A 19,379-nucleotide genomic window follows, 5' to 3' on the forward strand; every position below is an offset into this window, starting at 1 on the left:
GGGGACGCGGGAACGGCCCCGGACCGAGTGCCGGGGCCGTTCGACGGTGTGCGGTCGCGTCGGGTCAGCTGACGTCGGACGCGTCCAGGCGGTAGACGGCCGACTGGCCGGACTGCGAAGAGGATTCGGAGCCGTTGCCGGAGGCCGTACTCGTACGGTTGCTGTAGTCGCTCTCCTTCACCGCCGTGCCGTGCTTCTGCACCCACGCCGTGACCTCGGAGCTGACGGAGGAACCGCCGCCCGGGCCGCCGCCCATGCCGCCGCCGAGCTGGACGTAGTGCAGTTCGCCCTTCTTCACCAGCTCCTTGAGCTTGGCGAGCGTCATCGCCTTGTCGCTGCCGGACCAGCCCCACATCGAGATGACGGGCTCCCCGCTGCTCACGATGAGCTGGGCGGCACCCTGCGAACTCGACACCGCCAGCAGCCACTTGGCACCGTCCCGGTGCTTCTTGAGGTACGCGATCAGCTCGCTGCTCGCGCCACCACCCATGCCGCCACCACCGGGGCCGCCCCGCACGCCGCCGGAAGCCCGCTCGCCCTGTGTGCCGTCAGGAGCCTGCCCGCCGCCCTGCGTACCGCCAGGAGCCTGCCCGCCCTGCATGCCTTCCGGAGCCTGCCCGCTCCGCCCGCTCTGTCCGCCGGACGGCATCCCGCCACCGGGGAAGCCGCCCCCGGCCTGAGCGTTGCCGCCCTGCCCGCCGCTCTCGCCAGGACCGCCAGAGCCCCCGCCCGGGATCCCCCGGCCACTGCCGCCCCCGCCCCCGGGCCCGCCGAAGCCGCTGCCCGTGGTCGGTCCGGCCGTCGGGTTCGTACCGCCCATGCCGCCGCCCGCTCCCGACGACGGGACCGACCAGGCGTACGCCGCCGGACCCGCCACCGCCGCGACGACGGCCGCCGCCACCGACACCGCCAGCAACCGAAGCCGCGGCCCCGAGACGCCGGACCGGAAGACGAACAGCCCCACCACGGCCGGCGCCATGACGACCAGGACGGCAGGCCACAGCCAGGTGTTCCAGCCGGAGGCCCGCCGCAGCAGCACCGCCGCCCAGACGGCCGTGACACCCAGCGCCAGAGGCAGTACCCACACCCACCGCCGGTCCGCGCGGAAGGCCCGCAGCAGCAGCACCCCGCCGCCTCCGCACAGCGCCGCGATACCCGGGGCGAGCGCGGTCGTGTAGTACGGGTGCATGGTGCCCTCGGCCAGGGCGAAGGTCAGGTAGTGCAGCACGGTCCAACCGCCCCACAGCACCAGCGAGGCCCGGGTGAGGTCCGTCCGCGCGGCACGGCCGCACAGCACCAGGCCGCCGACGAGCGCGATGCCCGCGAAGGGGATCAGCCAGGAGATCTGTCCGCCGAGGACGTCGTTGAACATCCGGCCGAGACCCGCGGCGCCGGAGAAGCCGCCGCCTCCGCCGCCCCCGCCGTTGCCCTCGCCGCCGAGGATCCGGCCGAGGCCGTTGTAGCCCATGATCAGGTTCCAGGCGGTGCCGTCCGTCGACCCGCCGATGTACGGGCGCTCCGAGGCCGGGACCAGCGACACGGCCGCGGCCCACCAGAAGCTGGAGACGGCCAGCACCACCGCGGCGAGGACCAGATTCACCACGCGCTTCATCACCGCGGGCTTCGCCGCGTACAGATAGACCAGGAACACGGCGGGCAGCGCGATGTACCCCTGGAGCATCTTGGTGTTGAAGGCGAGCCCGAAGCAGGCCGCCGAGCCGAGCAGCGGCAGCAGCCGGCCGTCGCGCGTCGCGCGCAGGGCGAGCGCCGCACCGGCCACCATCAGGAACACCAGAAGGGTGTCGGGGTTGTTGTCCCGGTTGATGGCGACCGTGATCGGGGTGAGGGCCAGGACCAGGGCCGCCACGGCCGCCGCCGCGTGCCCGAACACCCGCTTCACGGAGGAGTGGAGGATCCAGAGGGTGCCCAGGGCGGCCACGACCATCGGCGCCATCATCTGCCAGGTGCCGTAGCCGAAGACCCGGCAGGACAGGCCCATGACCATCAGCGCGAGCGGTGGCTTGTCGACGGTGAGGAAGTTCCCGGCGTCCAACGAGCCGAAGAACCAGGCCTTCCAGCTCTCGGTGCCACTCAGCACGGCGGCGCTGTAGAAACTGTTGAGGCTGGACCCGGACAGGTTCCAGGAGTACAGCACCGCGGCCAGCGCGAGGATCGCGAGCAGCGCGGGGAGGGACCAACGCGGCGCGGGGGCGGTGTCCTGGGGCGGGGCCGCAGGGGGCTCGGCGGCGCGGAGCTGGGTTTCGGTGGCAGATGTCACCCGAGCATGGTGGGCAGCCGCGTTGGGAGGCCGCTGTGCCGAAGCTGGCCGCCGCCTGTGAAACCGGGCGGCTTCCGATAACGACTCGTACAAGCCTTCGTCGCCCGTGCAACCTTTCGCCCGTGTCCGGGAGTCAAGGGGTGCATGACTTCTGGGATATCCCGCCGCGCGAGAGTGCTCGCGGCGGCCGTGGGTACGGGCGTTCTCGTGCCGCTCGTCGCCGCCGCCACCCCCGCCGCCGCTGCCCCGCCGGCCGTGACCTGCACGTCCGCCAAGGCCGGGCTCGCCGCCAAGCTGAAGAAGGACATCACCGCCGCGCTCGCCACCCGCAAGGGCACGGTCGCCGTCGGCCTCTACGACCGCAGCACCAACACGACCTGCACCCTGCGCGCGAGTTCCGCCTACGACTCGGCCAGTGTCGTCAAGGTCACCGTCCTCGCCACGCTGCTGTGGGACGCGAAGAAGACGAACCGGTACCTCACCGACCGCGAGAACACCCTCGCCAAGGCGATGATCACCAAGTCGGACAACGCGGCGACCTCCACCCTGTGGAAGCAGCTCGGCATGACGAAGATCAAGAACTTCCTCAAGGCCGCCGGCATGACGCAGACCACGCCCGGCGCGAACGGCTACTGGGGTCTGACGCAGATCACCGTCACCGACGAGCAGAAGCTGCTGAAGCTCCTCACCGCCAAGAACGCGGTCCTCAGCGACAATTCCCGCGCCTACATCGTCAAGCTGATGGGCCAGGTCGTCTCGTCTCAGCGCTGGGGCACCCCGTACGGAGTGCCCTCAGGCGTCTCGGTGGCCGTCAAGAACGGCTGGCTGCAGCGCTCCACGAACGGATGGCGGGTGCACAGCGTCGGCGCGTTCAAGGGCGGCGGCCATGACTACGTGATGACCGTGCTGTCCCACGGCAACAGCACGATGAACTACGGCATCGCCACCATCCAGGCCGTGGCCAAGGTCATCCACAAGGATCTGGCGGCGAGCTGACAAGCACTAGCCGAGGAGGTCCAGGAGCCTCCTGACGATGGCGAGGATGGTGTAGAGCGAGGGGGGAAGAATGTTTTCCATATCCGGGCAAACGACCACAAGAGGGGCAAGTGCCTCTCCGTGTGACCGACTCACCGGAACGGCCGACCTTCACCTGGCCACCCACCCGACGTCACCGGCCCGCGCCCTACGGTGACGCCCATGCCGCGGGCCCCCCGGCGTGCTCACATCTCCCAGCCCAGCAGCGGAACCCGGACCCCGGTGAGCAGGGCCAGAGCCATCACCGCCGACAGCACCAGCACCGCGGCGAGGCGCACGACGGCGAGTGCGTCCACCGCGGTGCGCAGCGGCGGCCAGGGCGGCAGACGCAGCGACCAGGTCACCGCGACCGAGAGCGCGAGGAGCAGGGCAAGATGCGCGATCGTCGCATCTCCGGACATCTGGCGCGGCGCGCTCGGGTCGAGGTCGTAGCCCTCCGCGTACATCGCGAAGGCGAGCACCCGCCAGCACAGGGCGGCGCACAGGGCCACCACGGTCTCGGCGCGCGCGAAGCGTGGTCGACGAGTCGCCTGGGCGAGTGAGGGCACCATGGCCGGGGAGCGTAGCCCGGGCCTAGGCCATGAGTCGGGGGTTCCTGGTCCTCTGGTCGGGGAAGCGGCGTCGCGGGATGAAATCGGGTGCGTCCCGCGTTGACGCCTTCCGGCAGCTCAGGACGGACGGAAGGCACCGGTGTGACACCGAAACGGGGATGGGCCCGACGACTGTGGGCCTATGCGTGGCGCCACCCGAAGGACGTCGTGCTCGCCCTCGGATCCTCGCTGGCCGGCATGGCCGTGATGGCCCTCGTCCCGCTGGTCACCAAGGTGATCATCGACGACGTCATCAGCGACCACACCAGGGACATGACCACCTGGGCCGGCCTCCTCGTCGCCGCCGCCCTGGTCGTCTACGTCCTCACCTACATCCGCCGCTACTACGGCGGACGTCTCGCCCTCGACGTCCAGCACGACCTGCGGACCGAGATGTACGGCACCATCACCCGGCTCGACGGCCGCCGCCAGGACGAGCTGTCCACCGGCCAGGTCGTCGGCCGCGCCACCAGCGACCTCCAGCTGATCCAGGGCCTGCTCTTCATGCTCCCGATGACCATCGGGAACTTCATGCTCTTCCTGATCTCCCTGGTGATCATGGCGTGGCTGTCCTGGCCGCTCACCCTGGTCGCCCTGGCCGTCGCGCCCGCCATCTGGTGGATCGCCAAGCGCAGCCGCACCCGGCTGCACCCCTCCACCTGGTACGCCCAGGCCCAGGCCGCCGCCGTCGCGGGCGTGGTCGACGGCGCCGTCAGCGGCGTACGCGTGGTGAAGGGCTTCGGGCAGGAGGAGCAGGAGACCGGCAAGCTCCGGGAGGTCGGCCGGCGGCTGTTCGCGGGCCGGCTGCGCACCGTCCGCCTGAACTCCGTCTACACCCCGGCCCTCCAGGCCGTCCCCGCCCTCGGCCAGGTCGCCATGCTCGCGCTCGGCGGCTGGCTGGCGGTGCGCGGGCACATCACGCTCGGCACGTTCGTCGCCTTCTCCACCTACCTCGCCCAGCTGGTCGGCCCGGTCCGCATGCTCGCGGTGGTGCTCACCGTCGGCCAGCAGGCCCGCGCCGGCACCGAGCGGGTCCTGGAGCTGATCGACACCGAGCCGTCGATCGAGGACGGCCACAAGGACCTGCCCGCCGACGCCCCGGCGACGGTCGAGTTCGACGACGTCTCCTTCGGCTACGACGGGGCCCACGGCAAAACCAGCCCCGTCCTGGACGGCCTCTCCTTCGAGATCCAGCCGGGCGAGACCCTCGCCGTGGTCGGTTCCTCCGGCTCCGGCAAGTCCACGGTCTCCCTCCTGCTGCCGCGCTTCTACGACGTCACCCGCGGGGCCGTCCTGATCGGCGGCCACGATGTGCGCGAGCTGACGACGCAGTCGCTGCGCGCCGCGATCGGCCTCGTCCCCGAGGATTCCTTCCTCTTCTCCGACACGGTCCGCAGCAACATCGCCTACGGCCGCCCGGAGGCCACCCAGGAGGAGATCGAGAAGGCCGCCCGCGCCGCCCAGGCGGACCGTTTCATCGCCGAGCTGCCCGACGGCTACGACACCACCGTCGGCGAGCACGGCCTCACCCTCTCCGGCGGTCAGCGCCAGCGCGTCGCCCTGGCCCGCGCCATCCTCAGCGACCCGCGCCTGCTGGTCCTGGACGACGCCACCTCCGCCGTGGACGCGAGGGTCGAGCACGAGATCCACGAGGCGCTGAAGGGCGTCATGCGGGGCCGTACGACCCTGCTGATCGCCCACCGCCGCTCCACCCTGAACCTCGCCGACCGCATCGCCGTCCTGGACGGCGGCCGCCTCGCCGACATCGGCACCCACGAAGAGCTCCAGCGGCGCTCCGTCCTGTACCGGCGCCTGCTCACCGACCCGGACGAGCTGGGCGCGGTCTCCCCGGGCCACACCCAGCCGGCCTGCCCCCAGGAGGACACCTCCGTACGGGACGAGCTCGACGCGGAGTTCGACGCCGAGCGCGGGGTCACCCCACGGCTGTGGACCGGCGACCGCGAGCGCAAGGACCTGGCCCTCGCCGAGAGCCCCGCCACCCCCGAGCTGCTCGCCCAGGTCGAGGCGCTGCCCCCGGCCACCGACGTACCGGACGTCGACGAGGCGAAGGCCGTCCAGCCGGAGGAGTCCTACGGCCTGCGCCGGCTGCTGCGCGGCTTCGGGCTGCCGCTGCTGGTCAGCCTCGCCCTGGTCGCCACCGACGCGAGCATGGGCCTGCTGCTGCCCGTGCTGATCCGGCACGGCATCGACTCGGGCGTCACCCAGGCCGCGCTCGGCGCGGTGTGGGCGGCGGCCCTGCTCGGGCTGCTGACGGTGGCCGTGCAGTGGGCGGCCCAGATCGGCGAGACCCGGATGACCGGGCGCACCGGCGAGCGGGTCCTGTACTCGCTGCGGCTGAAGATCTTCTCCCAGCTCCAGCGCCTCGGGCTCGACTACTACGAGCGTGAGCTGACCGGGCGGATCATGACCCGGATGACGACCGACGTCGACGCGCTGTCGACGTTCCTCCAGACGGGCCTGGTCACGGCCTTCGTCTCGGTCGTCACCTTCTTCGGGATCATGGTCGCGCTGCTGGTGATCGACGTGGAGCTGGCGCTGGTCGTCTTCGCGACGCTGCCGCCGCTGATCATCGCCACCTTCTTCTTCCGCAGGGCGAGCGTGAAGGCGTACGAGCTGGCCCGCGAACGCGTGTCGGTGGTCAACGCCGACCTTCAGGAGTCGGTGTCCGGACTGCGGATCGTGCAGGCCTTCCGGCGCGAGCGGGACGGCGGGCGGCGGTTCACCGAGCGCAGCGACAGCTACCGTCAGGCCCGCATCCGGGGCCAGTGGCTGATCTCGGTGTACTTCCCGTTCGTGCAGTTCCTGTCGTCGGTGGCCGCCGCGGCCGTGCTGATCGTGGGCGGGGCCCGGGTCGACGACGGGACGCTGGCGATCGGCTCGCTGGTGGCGTACCTGCTCTACATCGACCTGTTCTTCGCGCCCGTGCAGCAGCTCTCCCAGGTCTTCGACGGCTACCAGCAGGCGACCGTGTCGCTGGGCCGCATCCAGGAGCTGCTCCAGGAGCCGACGTCGACGAAGTCCGCCGACGAGCCCCTCGAGGTCCTGTCCCTGCGGGGCGAGATCGCCTTCGAGGACGTGCGCTTCGAATACGGCGCCGCCGGCGAGGGCGAGGCGGCCCTGGGCGGGGTCGACCTGCGCATCCCCGCGGGGCAGACCGTCGCCTTCGTCGGCGAGACCGGCGCGGGCAAGTCGACCCTGGTCAAGCTCGTGGCCCGCTTCTACGACCCCACCGGCGGCCGCGTCACCGTCGACGGCACCGATCTGCGGACCCTCGACCTCACCTCGTACCGGCACCGTCTGGGGGTCGTCCCGCAGGAGGCGTACCTCTTCCAGGGCACCGTCCGTGACGCCATCGCCTACGGCCGCCCGGACGCCACCGACGCCGAGGTCGAGGCGGCGGCCCGGGCGGTCGGCGCGCACGACATGATCGCCACACTGGACGGCGGGTATCTCCACGAGGTCGCCGAGCGCGGGCGCAATCTGTCCGCCGGGCAGCGCCAGCTGATCGCGCTGGCCCGCGCCGAGCTGGTCGACCCGGACGTGCTGCTGCTCGACGAGGCCACGGCCGCCCTGGACCTGGCCACGGAGGCCCAGGTCAACCAGGCCACCGACCGCCTGGCCGGCCGCCGCACCACGCTCGTGGTCGCCCACCGCCTCACCACCGCCGCCCGCGCCGACCGGGTCGTCGTCATGGACCACGGCCGGGTCATCGAGGACGGCACGCACGAGGAGCTCCTCGCGCGCGAGGGCCGGTACGCGGAGCTGTGGCGGACGTTCATCGGCGCACCCGAACCGGAGGAGCCGGTCGGCGCGTCCCGCTGACGGCGTCGCCGGGCCGCGTTTTCGTAAACGCTCGCGCAACCGTCCGACATACGTCATGCGTCCGTACATGCGTACGCCGATGGTCGCGGACGACGCGGTACGGGAGGACGACAGTGCACAGTGGAGCGATACGCCGGCGGCTCGCGCTCGGGCTGGCCGTGCTGACCGCGTCCGGGCTGCTCGCCGTCGCGGCGCCGGGTGACGCACAGGCCGCCACCGCGCTCTGCCCCGGGCGCAAGGTCCGCACCCTGCCGTTCTCCACCGGGACCGTGCTCGTCTACAAGCGCGGCGGCTACGTCTGCGCCGTCACCCTCCCCAAGAGGCCCGGCGCCCCGCGGAAGATGTCGGTGAGCGTGCAGGCGCGCGGCAACCGGCCCGTCGTCGACGAGGGCAAGTACGCCCACCACGCGGGTCCGGTGACCGTGCACGCCGGGCGCCGCTGCGTCTGGCTCAAGGGGCAGGTCGGCAGGGGGAAGTTCAGCTCCGGCTGGATCCTCTGCTGACGCCGCGCACCGCGCAACACGCCCCCCGCGCACAGGGTTTTCCCTATGTCCCCTGGTGCTCCGGTGAGTTGGTCCGCTAGCTTCCGGCGCACATCTGTCTCACAGGGGAGTGCGCATGCGCAAGGCGCTCAGATGGCTGCTGGCGCTCACGGTGCTCATAGGCACACTGGGCACGGCGGGAGCGGCCACCGCCGCCGACGCCGCCGGCACCACCGACATCAAGGAGAGGCTGCTCTCCATACCGGGCATGAGCCTGGTCGAGGAGAAGCCGTACACCGGCTACCGCTTCTTCGTCCTGAACTACACGCAGCCGGTCGACCACCACAAGCCCTCCAAGGGCACGTTCCAGCAGCGCATCACCGTGCTGCACAAGGACGTCTCGCGCCCGACGGTGTTCTTCACCGGCGGCTACAACGTCTCCACGACGCCCCGCCGCAGCGAGCCCACGCAGATCGTGGACGGCAACCAGGTCTCCCTGGAGTACCGCTTCTTCACCCCGTCCCGGCCCGCCCCGGCGGACTGGTCCAAGCTGGACATCTGGCAGGCCGCCAGCGACCAGCACCGTGTCTTCAAGGCCCTGAAGGGCATCTACTCCAAGAACTGGATCTCCACCGGCGGTTCGAAGGGCGGCATGACCGCCACCTACTACGAGCGCTTCTACCCGCGGGACATGGACGGCGTCGTCGCCTACGTCGCCCCCAACGACGTGGTGAACAAGGAGGACTCGGCCTACGACCGCTTCTTCGCCCGCGTCGGCACCAAGGAATGCCGCGACCGGCTGAACGCCGTGCAGCGCGAGGCGCTGGTGCGCCGCGAGCCGCTGGAGAAGAAGTACGCGGCCTTCGCGCAGGAGAACGGCCTCACCTTCACCACCATCGGCAGCCTGGACAAGGCCTACGAGGCGACCGTCCTCGACTACGTGTGGGGCTTCTGGCAGTACAGCCTGCTGTCCGACTGCGACCAGATCCCGGCCGACGCCAAGAACGCCACCGACGAGGCCATCTGGGACTCCGTCGACACGATCTCCGGCTTCTCCGCCTACGCCGACCAGGGCCTGTCGGCCTACACGCCGTACTACTACCAGGCCGGCACCCAGCTCGGCGCGCCGACCATCCACTTCCCGCACGTCGAGAAGCGGTACATCCGCTACGGCTACCAGCCGCCGCGCAACTTCGTCCCCCGGGACATCCCCATGAAGTTCCAGCCGTCGGCGATGCGCGACGTGGACACCTGGGTCCGGCACAACGCCCGGCAGATGCTGTTCGTCTACGGCCAGAACGACCCGTGGGGCGCGGAGCCCTTCCGCGTCGGCAAGGGCGCGAAGGACTCCTACGTCATGACCGCCCCCGGCATGAACCACGGCGCCAACGTCGCGGGCCTCGTGCCCGAGCAGAAGGCCCTGGCCACCGCCCGCATCCTCGACTGGGCCGATGTCGCCCCCAGCGCGGTGCAGGCCGACCCGCAGACGGCCAAGCCGCTGGCGAAGTTCGACGCCAAGCTCGACAAGCGGGACGTGCAGCGGGAGATGACGCTGCGCCCGTAAGGCGTGCTGGTGCGCCCGGCCGTGTCACAGCGGCCGGGCGCACCCCACGGGCCGCTTCCCGCCCAGCCGGACGTACAGGGCGGTCGGGGAGGGGCAGTCGGCCCGTTCGGTGACCGCCCGGACCACCTTGTACTGCGGCTCGCGTCGGCCCGTGCCGTCGCAGGCGGTCTCGCGGACCTGCCCGTCGCCGGAGCCGTAGACGCAGTCGCCGACGATCGTGCGGGGTCCGCCCCCGCCGCCCGGGTCACCGGGGTGCGGGGGCTGGAGGTTGCGCATACAGGCGAAGCCCTGCGGGACCGCCCCGTCGCCGTCCTCGTCGGACGCGGGCCGCTGCTCGCTGATGTGCAGCACGAAGTCGGTGGTCGACGGGCAGCGCGGTCCGTCCCGCACCGTGCCGTCGTGCCGCGCCGCGACCCTGGCCGCCGCCCGCTCACCGGTGCACGGCACCTCGGTGAAGCTGGTCGTACCGAACGAGGAGCATTCGCCGACCGCGAGGAACACCGCCCCGTACCCGGACGGCCGGGTCGGTGCCGGCGGCACCGTAGCGGTCTCCCCGGTCCTCCCGGTCGTCCGCTCGCCCAGCCGGCCGTCCTCCGCCACGCCTCCCGACGGGCTCTGGCAGCCGGTCAGCAACGCGCCGAGCAGGACCAGGAGCCCGCAGACCACCCCCACACCACTTCGCTCACGCATCGCCGTCCCCCCGAGTGTGCTCGCCCAGCGTGACCCGCCGTAGCGGGGGCACGCCAGGCAGACGGGGCGGTTTGCGCACGTTGGGGGTGGTGCGCCCGGGCTGTGGCGTACGTCTAGTACGACAGCCCGTAGCCGACGGGGTACAGCACCTGCTCCGGATCATCCGCCCGCTGCACCGGCACCGGCAGTTTCCCGCGTGGCTTCACCCGTCCGGCGATCACCCGTGCGGCGGACCGCAGTTCGACGTCGGTCCAGGAGTAGGCGGCCAGACAGGCCGGCGCGGACGGCAGCTGGGCCACGTCGTAGGGGTTGCGGATCGCCACCGCCACGACCGGCCTGCCGGTCGCCACGAGCTGCTCCACCAGCGCCTTCTGGGCGCTGCCCGCGGTGACGTTGTACGTGGCGGCCACCACCGCGTCCGCGTCCCGCGCCGCCGCGACCGCCTTGGCGATCGTCGCCGCCGAAGGGGCCGTGCCGGTCGACAGGGCCGTGGCGGTGAAGCCCAGTTCGTTCAGCGCGCCCGCGAGCACGCCCGTGGGCGGTCCCGTCGTGCCGGACGGCGACGCCGGGTCCGCCCCGACGACCAGCACCCTGGGGTGCCGGCGGCGCGACAGCGGCAGCAGCCGCCCCTCGTTGACGAGCAGCGTGGTCGTCCGCTCGGCGATCCGGTCGGCCGCCGCCAGATGTGCCCGGGTCCCGACCGTGCGGTCGACCCCGCCCTGACCGACGTACGGCGAACGGAACAGCCCCAGCTTGGACTTCAGCCGCAGCACCCGCAGGATCGATTCGTCGAGCCGGGCCTCGGTGAGCTCGCCCTCGCGCACGGCGGTCAGGACGGCGTTCCAGGCGAGGTCGAGGTCGGGCGGGTTGAGCAGCTGGTCCACGCCCGCCTTCAGGGCGAGCACCGGCACCCGGGCGTCGCCGTACTTGCTGCGCACACCCTCCATGCCGAGGGAGTCGGTGACCACGACCCCGTCGTAGCCGAGGCGTTCGCGCAGGATGCCGGTGAGGATCGGGCGGGAGAGGGTGGCCGGGTCGCCGGAGTCGTCGAGGGCCGGGACCATCAGGTGCGCGGTCATGATTGAGTCGATGCCCGCGGCGATCGCCGCCCGGAACGGCGGTGCGTCCAGCCGCTCCCACAGCTCCCGGCTGTGCGTGATGGTGGGGAAGCCGGTGTGGCTGTCGACGTTGGTGTCCCCGTGCCCGGGGAAGTGCTTGGCGGTCGCGGCGACCCCGGACCCCTGGTACCCGGCGACCTCGGCGGCCACCAGCGCGGACACCGCCCGCGGGTCGGCGCCGAAGGACCGTACGCCGATGACCGGGTTGGCCGGGTTGACGTTCACGTCGGCCACGGGGGAGTAGTCCTGCCGGATGCCCATCGCCCGCAGCTCGGCGCCCGCGATCCGGCCGAGCGCCCGGGCGTCGGACCGCGACCCGCCCGCCCCGACGGCCATGGCCCCCGGGAACAGCGTCGCGGGCTTGCCCACCCGGGCGACGATCCCGTGCTCCTGGTCGGTGGAGATGAGCACGGGCAGCCCGCGCGGCAGCCGCAGGGAGGCCTTCTGGATGCCGTTGGAGAGGTCGGCGATCTGGTGCGGCTCGCGGGTGTTGTGCGCCCAGGCGAAGTAGATGATGCCGCCGACCCGGTACTTCGCGAGCAGCTCGGCGGCCGTGCGGACCCCGATCTCCTTGAGGTTGGCGTCGATGTCGGCCTGGTCGGGTGCGGTGGCGGAGTGGCCGTAGACCCGCATCACGAAGAGCTGGCCGACCTTCTCCTCCAGGGTCATGCGGGAGACGAGGGCGCGCAGCCGGCTGTCGTCCGGGGCGGCGGCGTGCGCGGGCCCTGCGGCCGCGAGGGCGGCGGTGGCGCCGGCCGTGGCGGCGAGGACGGTGCGTCTGGAGGGCTGTGCGGTGTTTCCCGTGCTTCCCGTGCCGGTGTCGTGCACGTGCGCTCCTTCCGGAGGTGATCCGCTCGGATCCACTGAAGGAAACTTCCAAGAGGTCACCAATATCCGGGAAGTTTCTGCCAGTCAAGGGAACGCGCAGCAACCGCACAGGGGCCGCCACCGGCGCGGTTGGAGGGGGCGCGCCGATGGCGGTGGGCCGCCTGCCGCGGTACGGCGGAGAGGGTGGTCAGCGATCGCAGCCAGTGGCGAGGGCCGACACCGCACCGTGGTGACTCTCCGGCGGTCTGCGATTGGACGGGCACGGTCCGGCCCGGGTTCCCGACTCGGCCCCCATTTCCGCAAGTCGGTACGCGGGAGGAACCAGGGGCTCAACGGGGCGGATGAGCCGCCACCTTCGGCCACTGCTCGCCGAGCACCCGGACGCATTCCGCGATGGCCGGACGCCGCGCCGCCCCCGTCCGCCACAGCGCGTACAGCCGGCGCACCGGCATCGGGTCGAGTGGCACCTCCACCACCCCGGCGGGCAGCGGCCCGCGTCCCAGCCGCGGGATGAGCGCCACCCCGAGCCCGGCCGCGACCAGGGCCACGAGGGTGGGGTTCTCGTCGGCCTGGTGGACGATGTCCGGCTCGTGCCCGGCCGTGCGCAGCGTCCGCAGCAGCCAGTCGTGGCAGACCCGCCCCGGCGGCTGGCAGATCCACCGCTCGCCGCCCAGCTCCTCCCGCCGTACGGCCGTCCGCCCGGCGAAGGGGTGCCCCGCGGGGACGAGCAGATCGCACAGGTCGTCCCCGAGGAGTGCCTGCTCCAGGCCCGGCGGGGCGGGCAGCGGCGCGATGTCCCAGTCGTGTGCGACGGCGAGGTCGACGGCGCCCTTCGCCACCAGGTCGACCGACAGGTGCGGGTCGACCTCACAGAGCCGGGCGTCCAGGGCGGGATGCCTGCGGCCCAGCTCGGCCAGCACGCCCGGCATCAGTCCGCGCGCCGCCGACGCGAACGCGGCGATGGTCAGCCGCCCCGCCGGCCGGCCCCGCCGCTCCTCCAGCTCGGTCTCCGCGCGCTCCACGATGGCCAGCAACTCCTGGGCCGTCGCGACCAGTTGCCGGGCCTCGTCGGTGAGCCGCACCCCCCGCCCCTCCCGCTCCAGCAGCACGGTGCGGGTCTCCCGCTCCAGCTTGGCGATCTGCTGGGACACCGCGGAGGGGGTGTACCCGAGGGCGAGCGCGGCGGCCCCGACGGTGCCGTGCACGGAGACGGCATGCAGGGCGCGCAGCCGCTGGAGGTCGAGCACGGGGTGCCCCTCTCTGCTTAGTGATGCTTCATCCAACCATGCAGCAATCATCGCTGGTGCTTCACGGTCGCCGGGGGCGATGCTCACGGCATGCGCCCGTCACACCTCGTCCTCGCCGTCCTGGTCGCCGCCGTCTGGGGCGTCAACTTCACGGTCATAGAGATCGGCCTGGACCACTTCCCGCCGCTGCTCTTCTCCGCCCTGCGCTTCCTGGCGGCGGCCCTCCCGGCGGTGTTCCTCGTCGGCCGCCCCAAAGTGGCGTGGAAGTGGATCGTGGCGGTCGGCCTGGTCCTGGGGGTGGCGAAGTTCGGCCTGCTCTTCGTCGGCATGGACGCGGGCATGCCGGCCGGGCTGTCCTCGCTGGTCCTGCAGATACAGGCGGTGTTCACGGCGGCCATCGCGGCCCTGACCCTGGGCGAACGCCCCTCCCGCGTCCGCCTGCTGGGCATGCTGATCGCCCTGGCCGGCATCGCCGTGGCGGCGGTGGACGAAGGCGCCTCGGGCCCGCTCGGCGCGTTCGCCCTGGTCGTCGGGGCGGCGGCCTGCTGGGGCGCCTCGAATGTCCTCACGCGCAAGGCGGCTCCCCCCGACGCGCTGAACTTCATGGTCTGGGTCAGCACGGTCCCGGTCCTCCCCCTGCTGGCCCTCTCCCTCCTCGTCGAAGGACCCACGCGCGACCTGGCGGCCCTGCGCGCCCTGGACTGGCAGGGCGCGGGCACGGTCCTCTACGTCGCCTGGATCACCACGGTCTTCGGCTTCGGCGCCTGGGGTTTCCTCCTGCGCCACCACCCCGCCTCCACGGTGGCGCCGTTCTCGCTCCTGGTCCCGGTGTTCGGCATGTCGTCGGCGTTCCTGTTCCTGGGCGAGCCGGTGAGCCCGCTGCGGTGGTGCGCGGCGGCGCTGTTGGTGGGCGGGGTGGGGTTGGCGTCACTGACGCCGCGCCGCGCCGCGCCCACGGTGTCGGCCCCGACGGTCGCCGCTAAGACGCCTCGACCAGCATCCCGGGCGGGCTGACGTGCATCGCCGTTCGGTGATTCCGTGATAATGCGAACACGTGTGCCTGTTGTCCCTGGTCGGGGTGGTGCTCGCGGGTTCGGGGCGTGTGTGTGCGGTGGTCGTACATATGGTCCCTCTGCAGGGTTCGGGACTATGAGGGGGTGGAATCAGTGCAGGTGGGGGTGGCTGCAGAGGCGGGGCATGCGCGTTTCACCTACCGGTTGCGTGTGTCGTCTTCCGCCCGCAGGGCTCTGGTGGCGGAGTGGGATCGGTGTCGTTGGGTGTGGAACGAGTGTGTGGCCAAATCCAGGGCTGTGTACCTGCACAACAAGGCGAGTGGGGAGGCGCGGACGTGCGGCCCTGCGCAGCTCGACCGGATGCTGACCGAGGCCCGGAAGACGATCCCGTGGCTCGGTGAGGGGTCGTCGGTTGTCCAGCAGCAGGTCATCCGCGACTTCGGCCGCTCCCGCGCCAAGGCCCACAAGGACATCCGCGAGCGGCTGCCGATGGCGCGCCGGGCGGGGATGCCCACGCACAAGAAGAAGCGTGAGGCGCTGGCGACCTTGAACTACACCCGGCGTGGGTTCCGGTTGAAGGACGGCGGTCTGTATCTGGCGGGTGGGATTGTGGTGAGGGTGGTGTGGTCGCGGGAGTTGCCCACGGAGCCGTCCTCGGTGCGCGTCTACCAGGACAGTCTCGGGCACTGGTACGCCTCCTTCGTGGTGCCCGCCGAGGTGCAGCCGCTGCCTCCCACCGGTCGGGTCCTCGGTATCGACTGGGGAGTGAGGGAGACCGCGACCACCACTTCCGACGAGCACGACCTCCCCCACGCCGAATACGGCAGGAATGCTCAGAAGAAGCTGACCCGGTACGACCGGATGATGGCCCGTCGCAGTCCGAAGAAGGGTCAGCCGGCGTCGAGGGGTTACCGCGAGGCGCGGAAGCTGCGGGCGAAGGCGTACAAGAAGGTCACCCGGCAGCGCCAGGACACCGGCCGGAAGTGGGCCAAGAAGGTGGTCCGCAACCACGACGCTGTCGCTGTGGAGGACTTCCGTCCGAAGTTCCTGGCCAAGAGCACCATGGCGCGCAAGGCCGCGGACGCCGCCATCGGCGCCACTAAGAAGGCCCTGGTCGAGGTGGGCCGCAAGCATGGGCGGGACATCCACCTGGTCCACCCCGCGCACACCACGATGGACTGCGGCAACTGCATGACGAGAGCCAAGCATGCACTGCCGCTGGGTGAGCGCATCTACACCTGCACCGCATGCGGGACCGTGTCCCCACGGGACAAGAACTCCGCACGCGTGATGCTCCACCGGGCTGGCCTCAACCCGGCTGGTGCTGATGGCGCAAGACCTCCTGGAGCGCCGCTCCAGGAGGCAGCCTGAGCCAGGAATCCCCTCCCTTCCCGGAGGGGAGGATTCAAGAGGAAGTCAGCCATGGCTGCTGTTGTCGGGAGTGGCACGGAGGACACGGGTCCGAACACGCCGCTGCCCCGCCGCCGGGTACGCGGGGCAGGGCAGCGGGCGTGGTGCGGCAGCCGGGTCAGCGGGTGTGCTCGGTGAACCTCTGCGCCGTCTCGGCCAGGACCTCCTGGCCGTCCCGTGCCCACAGGACGTCGTTGAACAGCTCCACCTCGATGGCGCCGGTGTAACCGGCCGCCTCCACGTGGTCCTGCCACTCCCGCATGTCGATCGACCCGTCGCCGATCTGGCCGCGGCCGGTGAGGACGCCCTGGGGGAGGGGCGTCGTCCAGTCGGCGAGCTGGAAGGTGTGGATACGGCCGCCCGCGCCCGCCCGGGCGATCTGCGCGGGCGCGGTGTCGTCCCACCAGATGTGGTACGTGTCGACCGTGACGCCGACCTGGTGCGCAGGGAAGCGTTCGGCGATGTCCAGGGCCTGAGCCAGCGTCGACACCACACAGCGGTCCGAGGCGTACATGGGGTGCAGCGGCTCGATCGCCAGGCGGACGCCGTGCCGCTCCGCGTACGGGCCGAGTTCCGCGAGGGCGTCCGCGATGCGCTCCCGGGCGCCGTGCAGGTCCTTCGAGCCGGCGGGCAGCCCGCCCGAGACCAGGACCAGCGTGTCCGTGCCCAGCGCCGCCGCCTCGTCGATCGCGCGGCGGTTGTCGGCCAGGGCCTCCGCCCGCTCCCGCGGATCGACGGCCGTGAAGAAGCCTCCCCGGCACAGCGTCGTCACCGTCAGCCCCGCGTCCCGGACCAGCTTGGCGGTGGCCTCCAGGCCGTGCGCCCGCACCGGCTCGCGCCAGAGCCCCACGTTGCGGACGCCCAGCAGGGCGCAGCCGTCCACCAGTTCCGGCAACGACAGCTGCTTCACGGTCATCTGGTTGATGGAGAAGCGTTCCAGGGACCCGCTCACTGGTTCACCCCGTACACGCTCAGCAGCGTCTTCATCCGCTCTTCCGCCAGCTTCGGGTCGGGGAACAGCCCCAGCCCGTCGGCCAGTTCGTACGCCGTCGCGAAGTGCGGCAGCGAGCGGGCCGACTGCAGGCCGCCGACCATCGTGAAGTGCGCCTGGTGGCCGGCCAGCCAGGCCAGGAAGACCACACCCGTCTTGTAGAAGCGGGTCGGGGTCTGGAACAGGTGCCGGGAGAGCCCGACCGTGGGGTCCAGCAGATCGCGGAAGCCCTGCACATCGCCGGTGTCCAGGACCCGGACCGCCTGAGCCGCCAGCGGGCCCAGCGGGTCGAAGATGCCGAGCAGCGCGTGGCTGAAGCCCTGCTCGTCGCCCGCGATCAGCTCGGGGTAGTTGAAGTCGTCGCCCGTGTAGCAGCGCACGCCCTTCGGGAGCCGGCGGCGGATGTCGATCTCGCGTTGTGCGTCCAGCAGGGAGACCTTGATGCCGTCGACCTTGTCGGGGTGGGCGGCGATGACCTCCAGGAACGTGTCCGTCGCCGCGTCCAGGTCGGCCGACCCCCAGTAGCCCTCCAGGGCCGGGTCGAACATCGGGCCCAGCCAGTGCAGGACCACCGGCTCGGCCGCCTGGCGCAGCAGATGGCCGTAGACCTCCAGGTAGTCCTCGGGGCCGGAGGCCGCCGCCGCGAGTGCCCGGGACGCCATCAGGATGGCCTGCGCGCCGGACTCCTCGACGAGGGCGAGCTGCTCCTCGTAGGCCGCGCGGACCTCGGCGAGCGAACCGGAGGCGATCTGGTCGGTGCCCACACCGCAGGCGATGCGCCCGCCGACCGACTTGGCCTCGGCCGCCGACCGGCGGATCAGCTCCGCCGCGCCCGCCCAGTCCAGGCCCATGCCGCGCTGGGCGGTGTCCATGGCCTCGGCGACGCCCAGCCCGTGCGACCACAGGTGGCGGCGGAAGGCGAGGGTGGCGTCCCAGTCGACCGCGGCGGGCGAGTCGGGGGAGACGTCGGCGAACGGGTCGGCGACGACGTGTGCCGCCGAGAAGACCGTGCGGGAGGTGAAGGGCGTGCCGGGGGTCACGGCCAGGGGCTCGGTGCGGGGCTCGTAGGTCCGCAACGCCCCGCCGGCGCCGGGGAGTCGGATCGTCACAGCGCGATCTCCGGTACGTCGAGACGGCGGCCCTCGGCCGAGGACTTGAGGCCCAGCTCGGCGAGCTGGACACCGCGGGCACCGGCCAGCAGGTCCCAGTGGTAGGGGGCGTCGGCGTAGACGTGCCGCAGGAACAGCTCCCACTGGGCCTTGAAGCCGTTGTCGAACTCGGTGTTGTCCGGCACCTCCTGCCACTGATCGCGGAAGACCTCCGTGGCGGGGATGTCCGGGTTCCAGACCGGCTTGGGGGTGGCGCTGCGGTGCTGGACGCGGCAGTTGCGCAGACCCGCGACCGCCGAGCCCTCGGTGCCGTCCACCTGGAACTCCACCAGCTCGTCGCGGTTGACGCGGACGGCCCAGGAGGAGTTGATCTGGGCGATCGCGCCGCCGTCGAGCTCGAAGACGCCGTAGGCGGCGTCGTCGGCGGTCGCGTCGTAGGGCTTGTCGTTCTCGTCCCAGCGCTGCGGGATGTGCGTGGCGGTGAGCGCCTGGACGGACTTCACCCGGCCGAACAGCTCGTGCAGCACGTACTCCCAGTGCGGGAACATGTCGACGACGATGCCGCCGCCGTCCTCGGACCGGTAGTTCCAGGAGGGGCGCTGGGCGGTCTGCCAGTCGCCCTCGAAGACCCAATAGCCGAACTCGCCGCGCACGGAGAGGATCCGGCCGAAGAAGCCGCCGTCGATCAGGCGCTTCAGCTTCAGCAGGCCCGGGAGGAAGAGCTTGTCCTGGACGACGCCGTGCTTGATGCCGGCCGCGTTCGCCAGCCGGGCGAGGTCCAGGGCGCCGTCGAGGCCGGTGGCGGTCGGCTTCTCGGTGTAGATGTGCTTGCCGGCCGCGATGGCCTTCTTCAGTGCCTCCTCGCGGGCGGAGGTGACCTGCGCGTCGAAGTAGATGTCGACCGTCTCGTCGGCGAGGACCGCGTCCACGTCCGTCGACCAGCGCTCCAGCCCGTGCTGTTCGGCCATCGCCTTCAGCGCGTGCTCCCGGCGGCCGACCAGGATCGGCTCGGGCCACAGCACGGTGCCGTCACCGAGGTCGAGGCCGCCCTGCTCGCGCAGGGCGAGGATGGAGCGGACCAGGTGCTGGCGGTAGCCCATGCGCCCGGTCACGCCGTTCATGGCGATACGCACCGTCTTGCGTGTCACGTCGTTCCCTTCGTACGCGGTCGTCGCGCCGCG

General features: G+C 71.8%; 14 protein-coding genes. 6 read left to right on the forward strand and 8 right to left on the reverse strand.

Annotated elements, in window-relative coordinates; genetic code table 11:
- Positions 1-64: 64 nt before the first annotated feature.
- On the reverse strand, positions 65-2,278 hold the full coding sequence (locus IE153_RS06220; RefSeq protein ID WP_189588751.1) for an ArnT family glycosyltransferase: 2,214 nt from the start codon (positions 2,276-2,278) through the stop codon (positions 65-67).
- Between the two features lie 144 nt (positions 2,279-2,422).
- Between IE153_RS06220 and IE153_RS06225 the strand changes: the two genes are divergently transcribed.
- On the forward strand, positions 2,423-3,274 hold the full coding sequence (locus IE153_RS06225; protein WP_189588752.1) for a serine hydrolase: 852 nt from the start codon (positions 2,423-2,425) through the stop codon (positions 3,272-3,274).
- A gap of 224 nt (positions 3,275-3,498) precedes the next feature.
- Here IE153_RS06225 and IE153_RS06230 read toward each other — a convergent pair whose 3' ends face one another.
- Positions 3,499-3,864, reverse strand: a complete 366-nt coding sequence (locus IE153_RS06230; protein ID WP_189588753.1) for a hypothetical protein — start codon at positions 3,862-3,864, stop codon at positions 3,499-3,501.
- A gap of 141 nt (positions 3,865-4,005) precedes the next feature.
- Between IE153_RS06230 and IE153_RS06235 the strand changes: the two genes are divergently transcribed.
- The 3 genes from IE153_RS06235 to IE153_RS06245 all read left to right on the forward strand — a co-directional run bounded on the left by IE153_RS06235 (position 4,006) and on the right by IE153_RS06245 (position 9,792).
- The gene (locus IE153_RS06235) at positions 4,006-7,746 is read left to right on the forward strand and encodes an ABC transporter ATP-binding protein (protein WP_189588754.1); all 3,741 of its coding nucleotides are present in this window, start codon (positions 4,006-4,008) and stop codon (positions 7,744-7,746) included.
- A 113-nt stretch (positions 7,747-7,859) separates the two neighbouring features.
- Positions 7,860-8,249, forward strand: a complete 390-nt coding sequence (locus IE153_RS06240; RefSeq protein WP_189588755.1) for a hypothetical protein — start codon at positions 7,860-7,862, stop codon at positions 8,247-8,249.
- 115 nt (positions 8,250-8,364) lie between these two features.
- On the forward strand, positions 8,365-9,792 hold the full coding sequence (locus IE153_RS06245) for a S28 family serine protease (RefSeq protein WP_189588756.1): 1,428 nt from the start codon (positions 8,365-8,367) through the stop codon (positions 9,790-9,792).
- 24 nt (positions 9,793-9,816) lie between these two features.
- On the opposite strand, the gene IE153_RS06250 is transcribed toward IE153_RS06245, so the two are convergent.
- From IE153_RS06250 to IE153_RS06260, 3 genes are all read right to left on the reverse strand, one after another.
- The gene (locus IE153_RS06250; RefSeq protein WP_189588757.1) at positions 9,817-10,482 is read right to left on the reverse strand and encodes a hypothetical protein; all 666 of its coding nucleotides are present in this window, start codon (positions 10,480-10,482) and stop codon (positions 9,817-9,819) included.
- A 113-nt stretch (positions 10,483-10,595) separates the two neighbouring features.
- Entirely contained in the window at positions 10,596-12,428 is a 1,833-nt protein-coding gene (locus tag IE153_RS06255) for a glycoside hydrolase family 3 protein (RefSeq protein ID WP_189588758.1), read from the reverse strand.
- Between the two features lie 329 nt (positions 12,429-12,757).
- Positions 12,758-13,675 carry a LysR family transcriptional regulator gene (locus IE153_RS06260; protein WP_189588759.1) on the reverse strand — a complete coding sequence of 306 codons (918 nt, stop codon included), beginning with the start codon at positions 13,673-13,675 and terminating at the stop codon, positions 12,758-12,760.
- Between the two features lie 90 nt (positions 13,676-13,765).
- Here IE153_RS06260 and IE153_RS06265 point away from each other — a divergent pair, with 90 nt between their 5' ends.
- Together IE153_RS06265 and IE153_RS06270 are read left to right on the forward strand one after the other, a co-directional pair.
- Positions 13,766-14,689 carry an EamA family transporter gene (locus IE153_RS06265; protein ID WP_189588760.1) on the forward strand — a complete coding sequence of 308 codons (924 nt, stop codon included), beginning with the start codon at positions 13,766-13,768 and terminating at the stop codon, positions 14,687-14,689.
- Between the two features lie 152 nt (positions 14,690-14,841).
- Positions 14,842-16,059 (forward strand): RNA-guided endonuclease InsQ/TnpB family protein, encoded by a 1,218-nt coding sequence (locus IE153_RS06270; protein WP_438817906.1) that lies wholly within the window; start codon positions 14,842-14,844, stop codon positions 16,057-16,059.
- A gap of 157 nt (positions 16,060-16,216) precedes the next feature.
- Here the strand turns inward: IE153_RS06270 and IE153_RS06275 are convergent, their stop codons facing one another.
- Genes IE153_RS06275 through IE153_RS06285 form a run of 3 tightly spaced genes read right to left on the reverse strand, consistent with a single transcriptional unit; the run spans position 16,217 to position 19,346 of the window.
- Entirely contained in the window at positions 16,217-17,014 is a 798-nt protein-coding gene (locus IE153_RS06275) for a sugar phosphate isomerase/epimerase family protein (protein WP_189589248.1), read from the reverse strand.
- 32 nt (positions 17,015-17,046) lie between these two features.
- A complete protein-coding gene (locus IE153_RS06280) occupies positions 17,047-18,198 on the reverse strand; it encodes a dihydrodipicolinate synthase family protein (RefSeq protein WP_189588761.1) in 1,152 nt (383 codons plus the stop codon).
- Positions 18,195-19,346 (reverse strand): Gfo/Idh/MocA family protein, encoded by a 1,152-nt coding sequence (locus IE153_RS06285; protein ID WP_189588762.1) that lies wholly within the window; start codon positions 19,344-19,346, stop codon positions 18,195-18,197. The genes IE153_RS06280 and IE153_RS06285 overlap by 4 nt, the downstream gene beginning before the upstream one ends.
- Positions 19,347-19,379: the final 33 nt, after the last annotated feature.

Source organism: Streptomyces massasporeus (assembly GCF_014648995.1).
GTDB classification, from domain to species: Bacteria; Actinomycetota; Actinomycetes; order Streptomycetales; family Streptomycetaceae; genus Streptomyces; species Streptomyces massasporeus.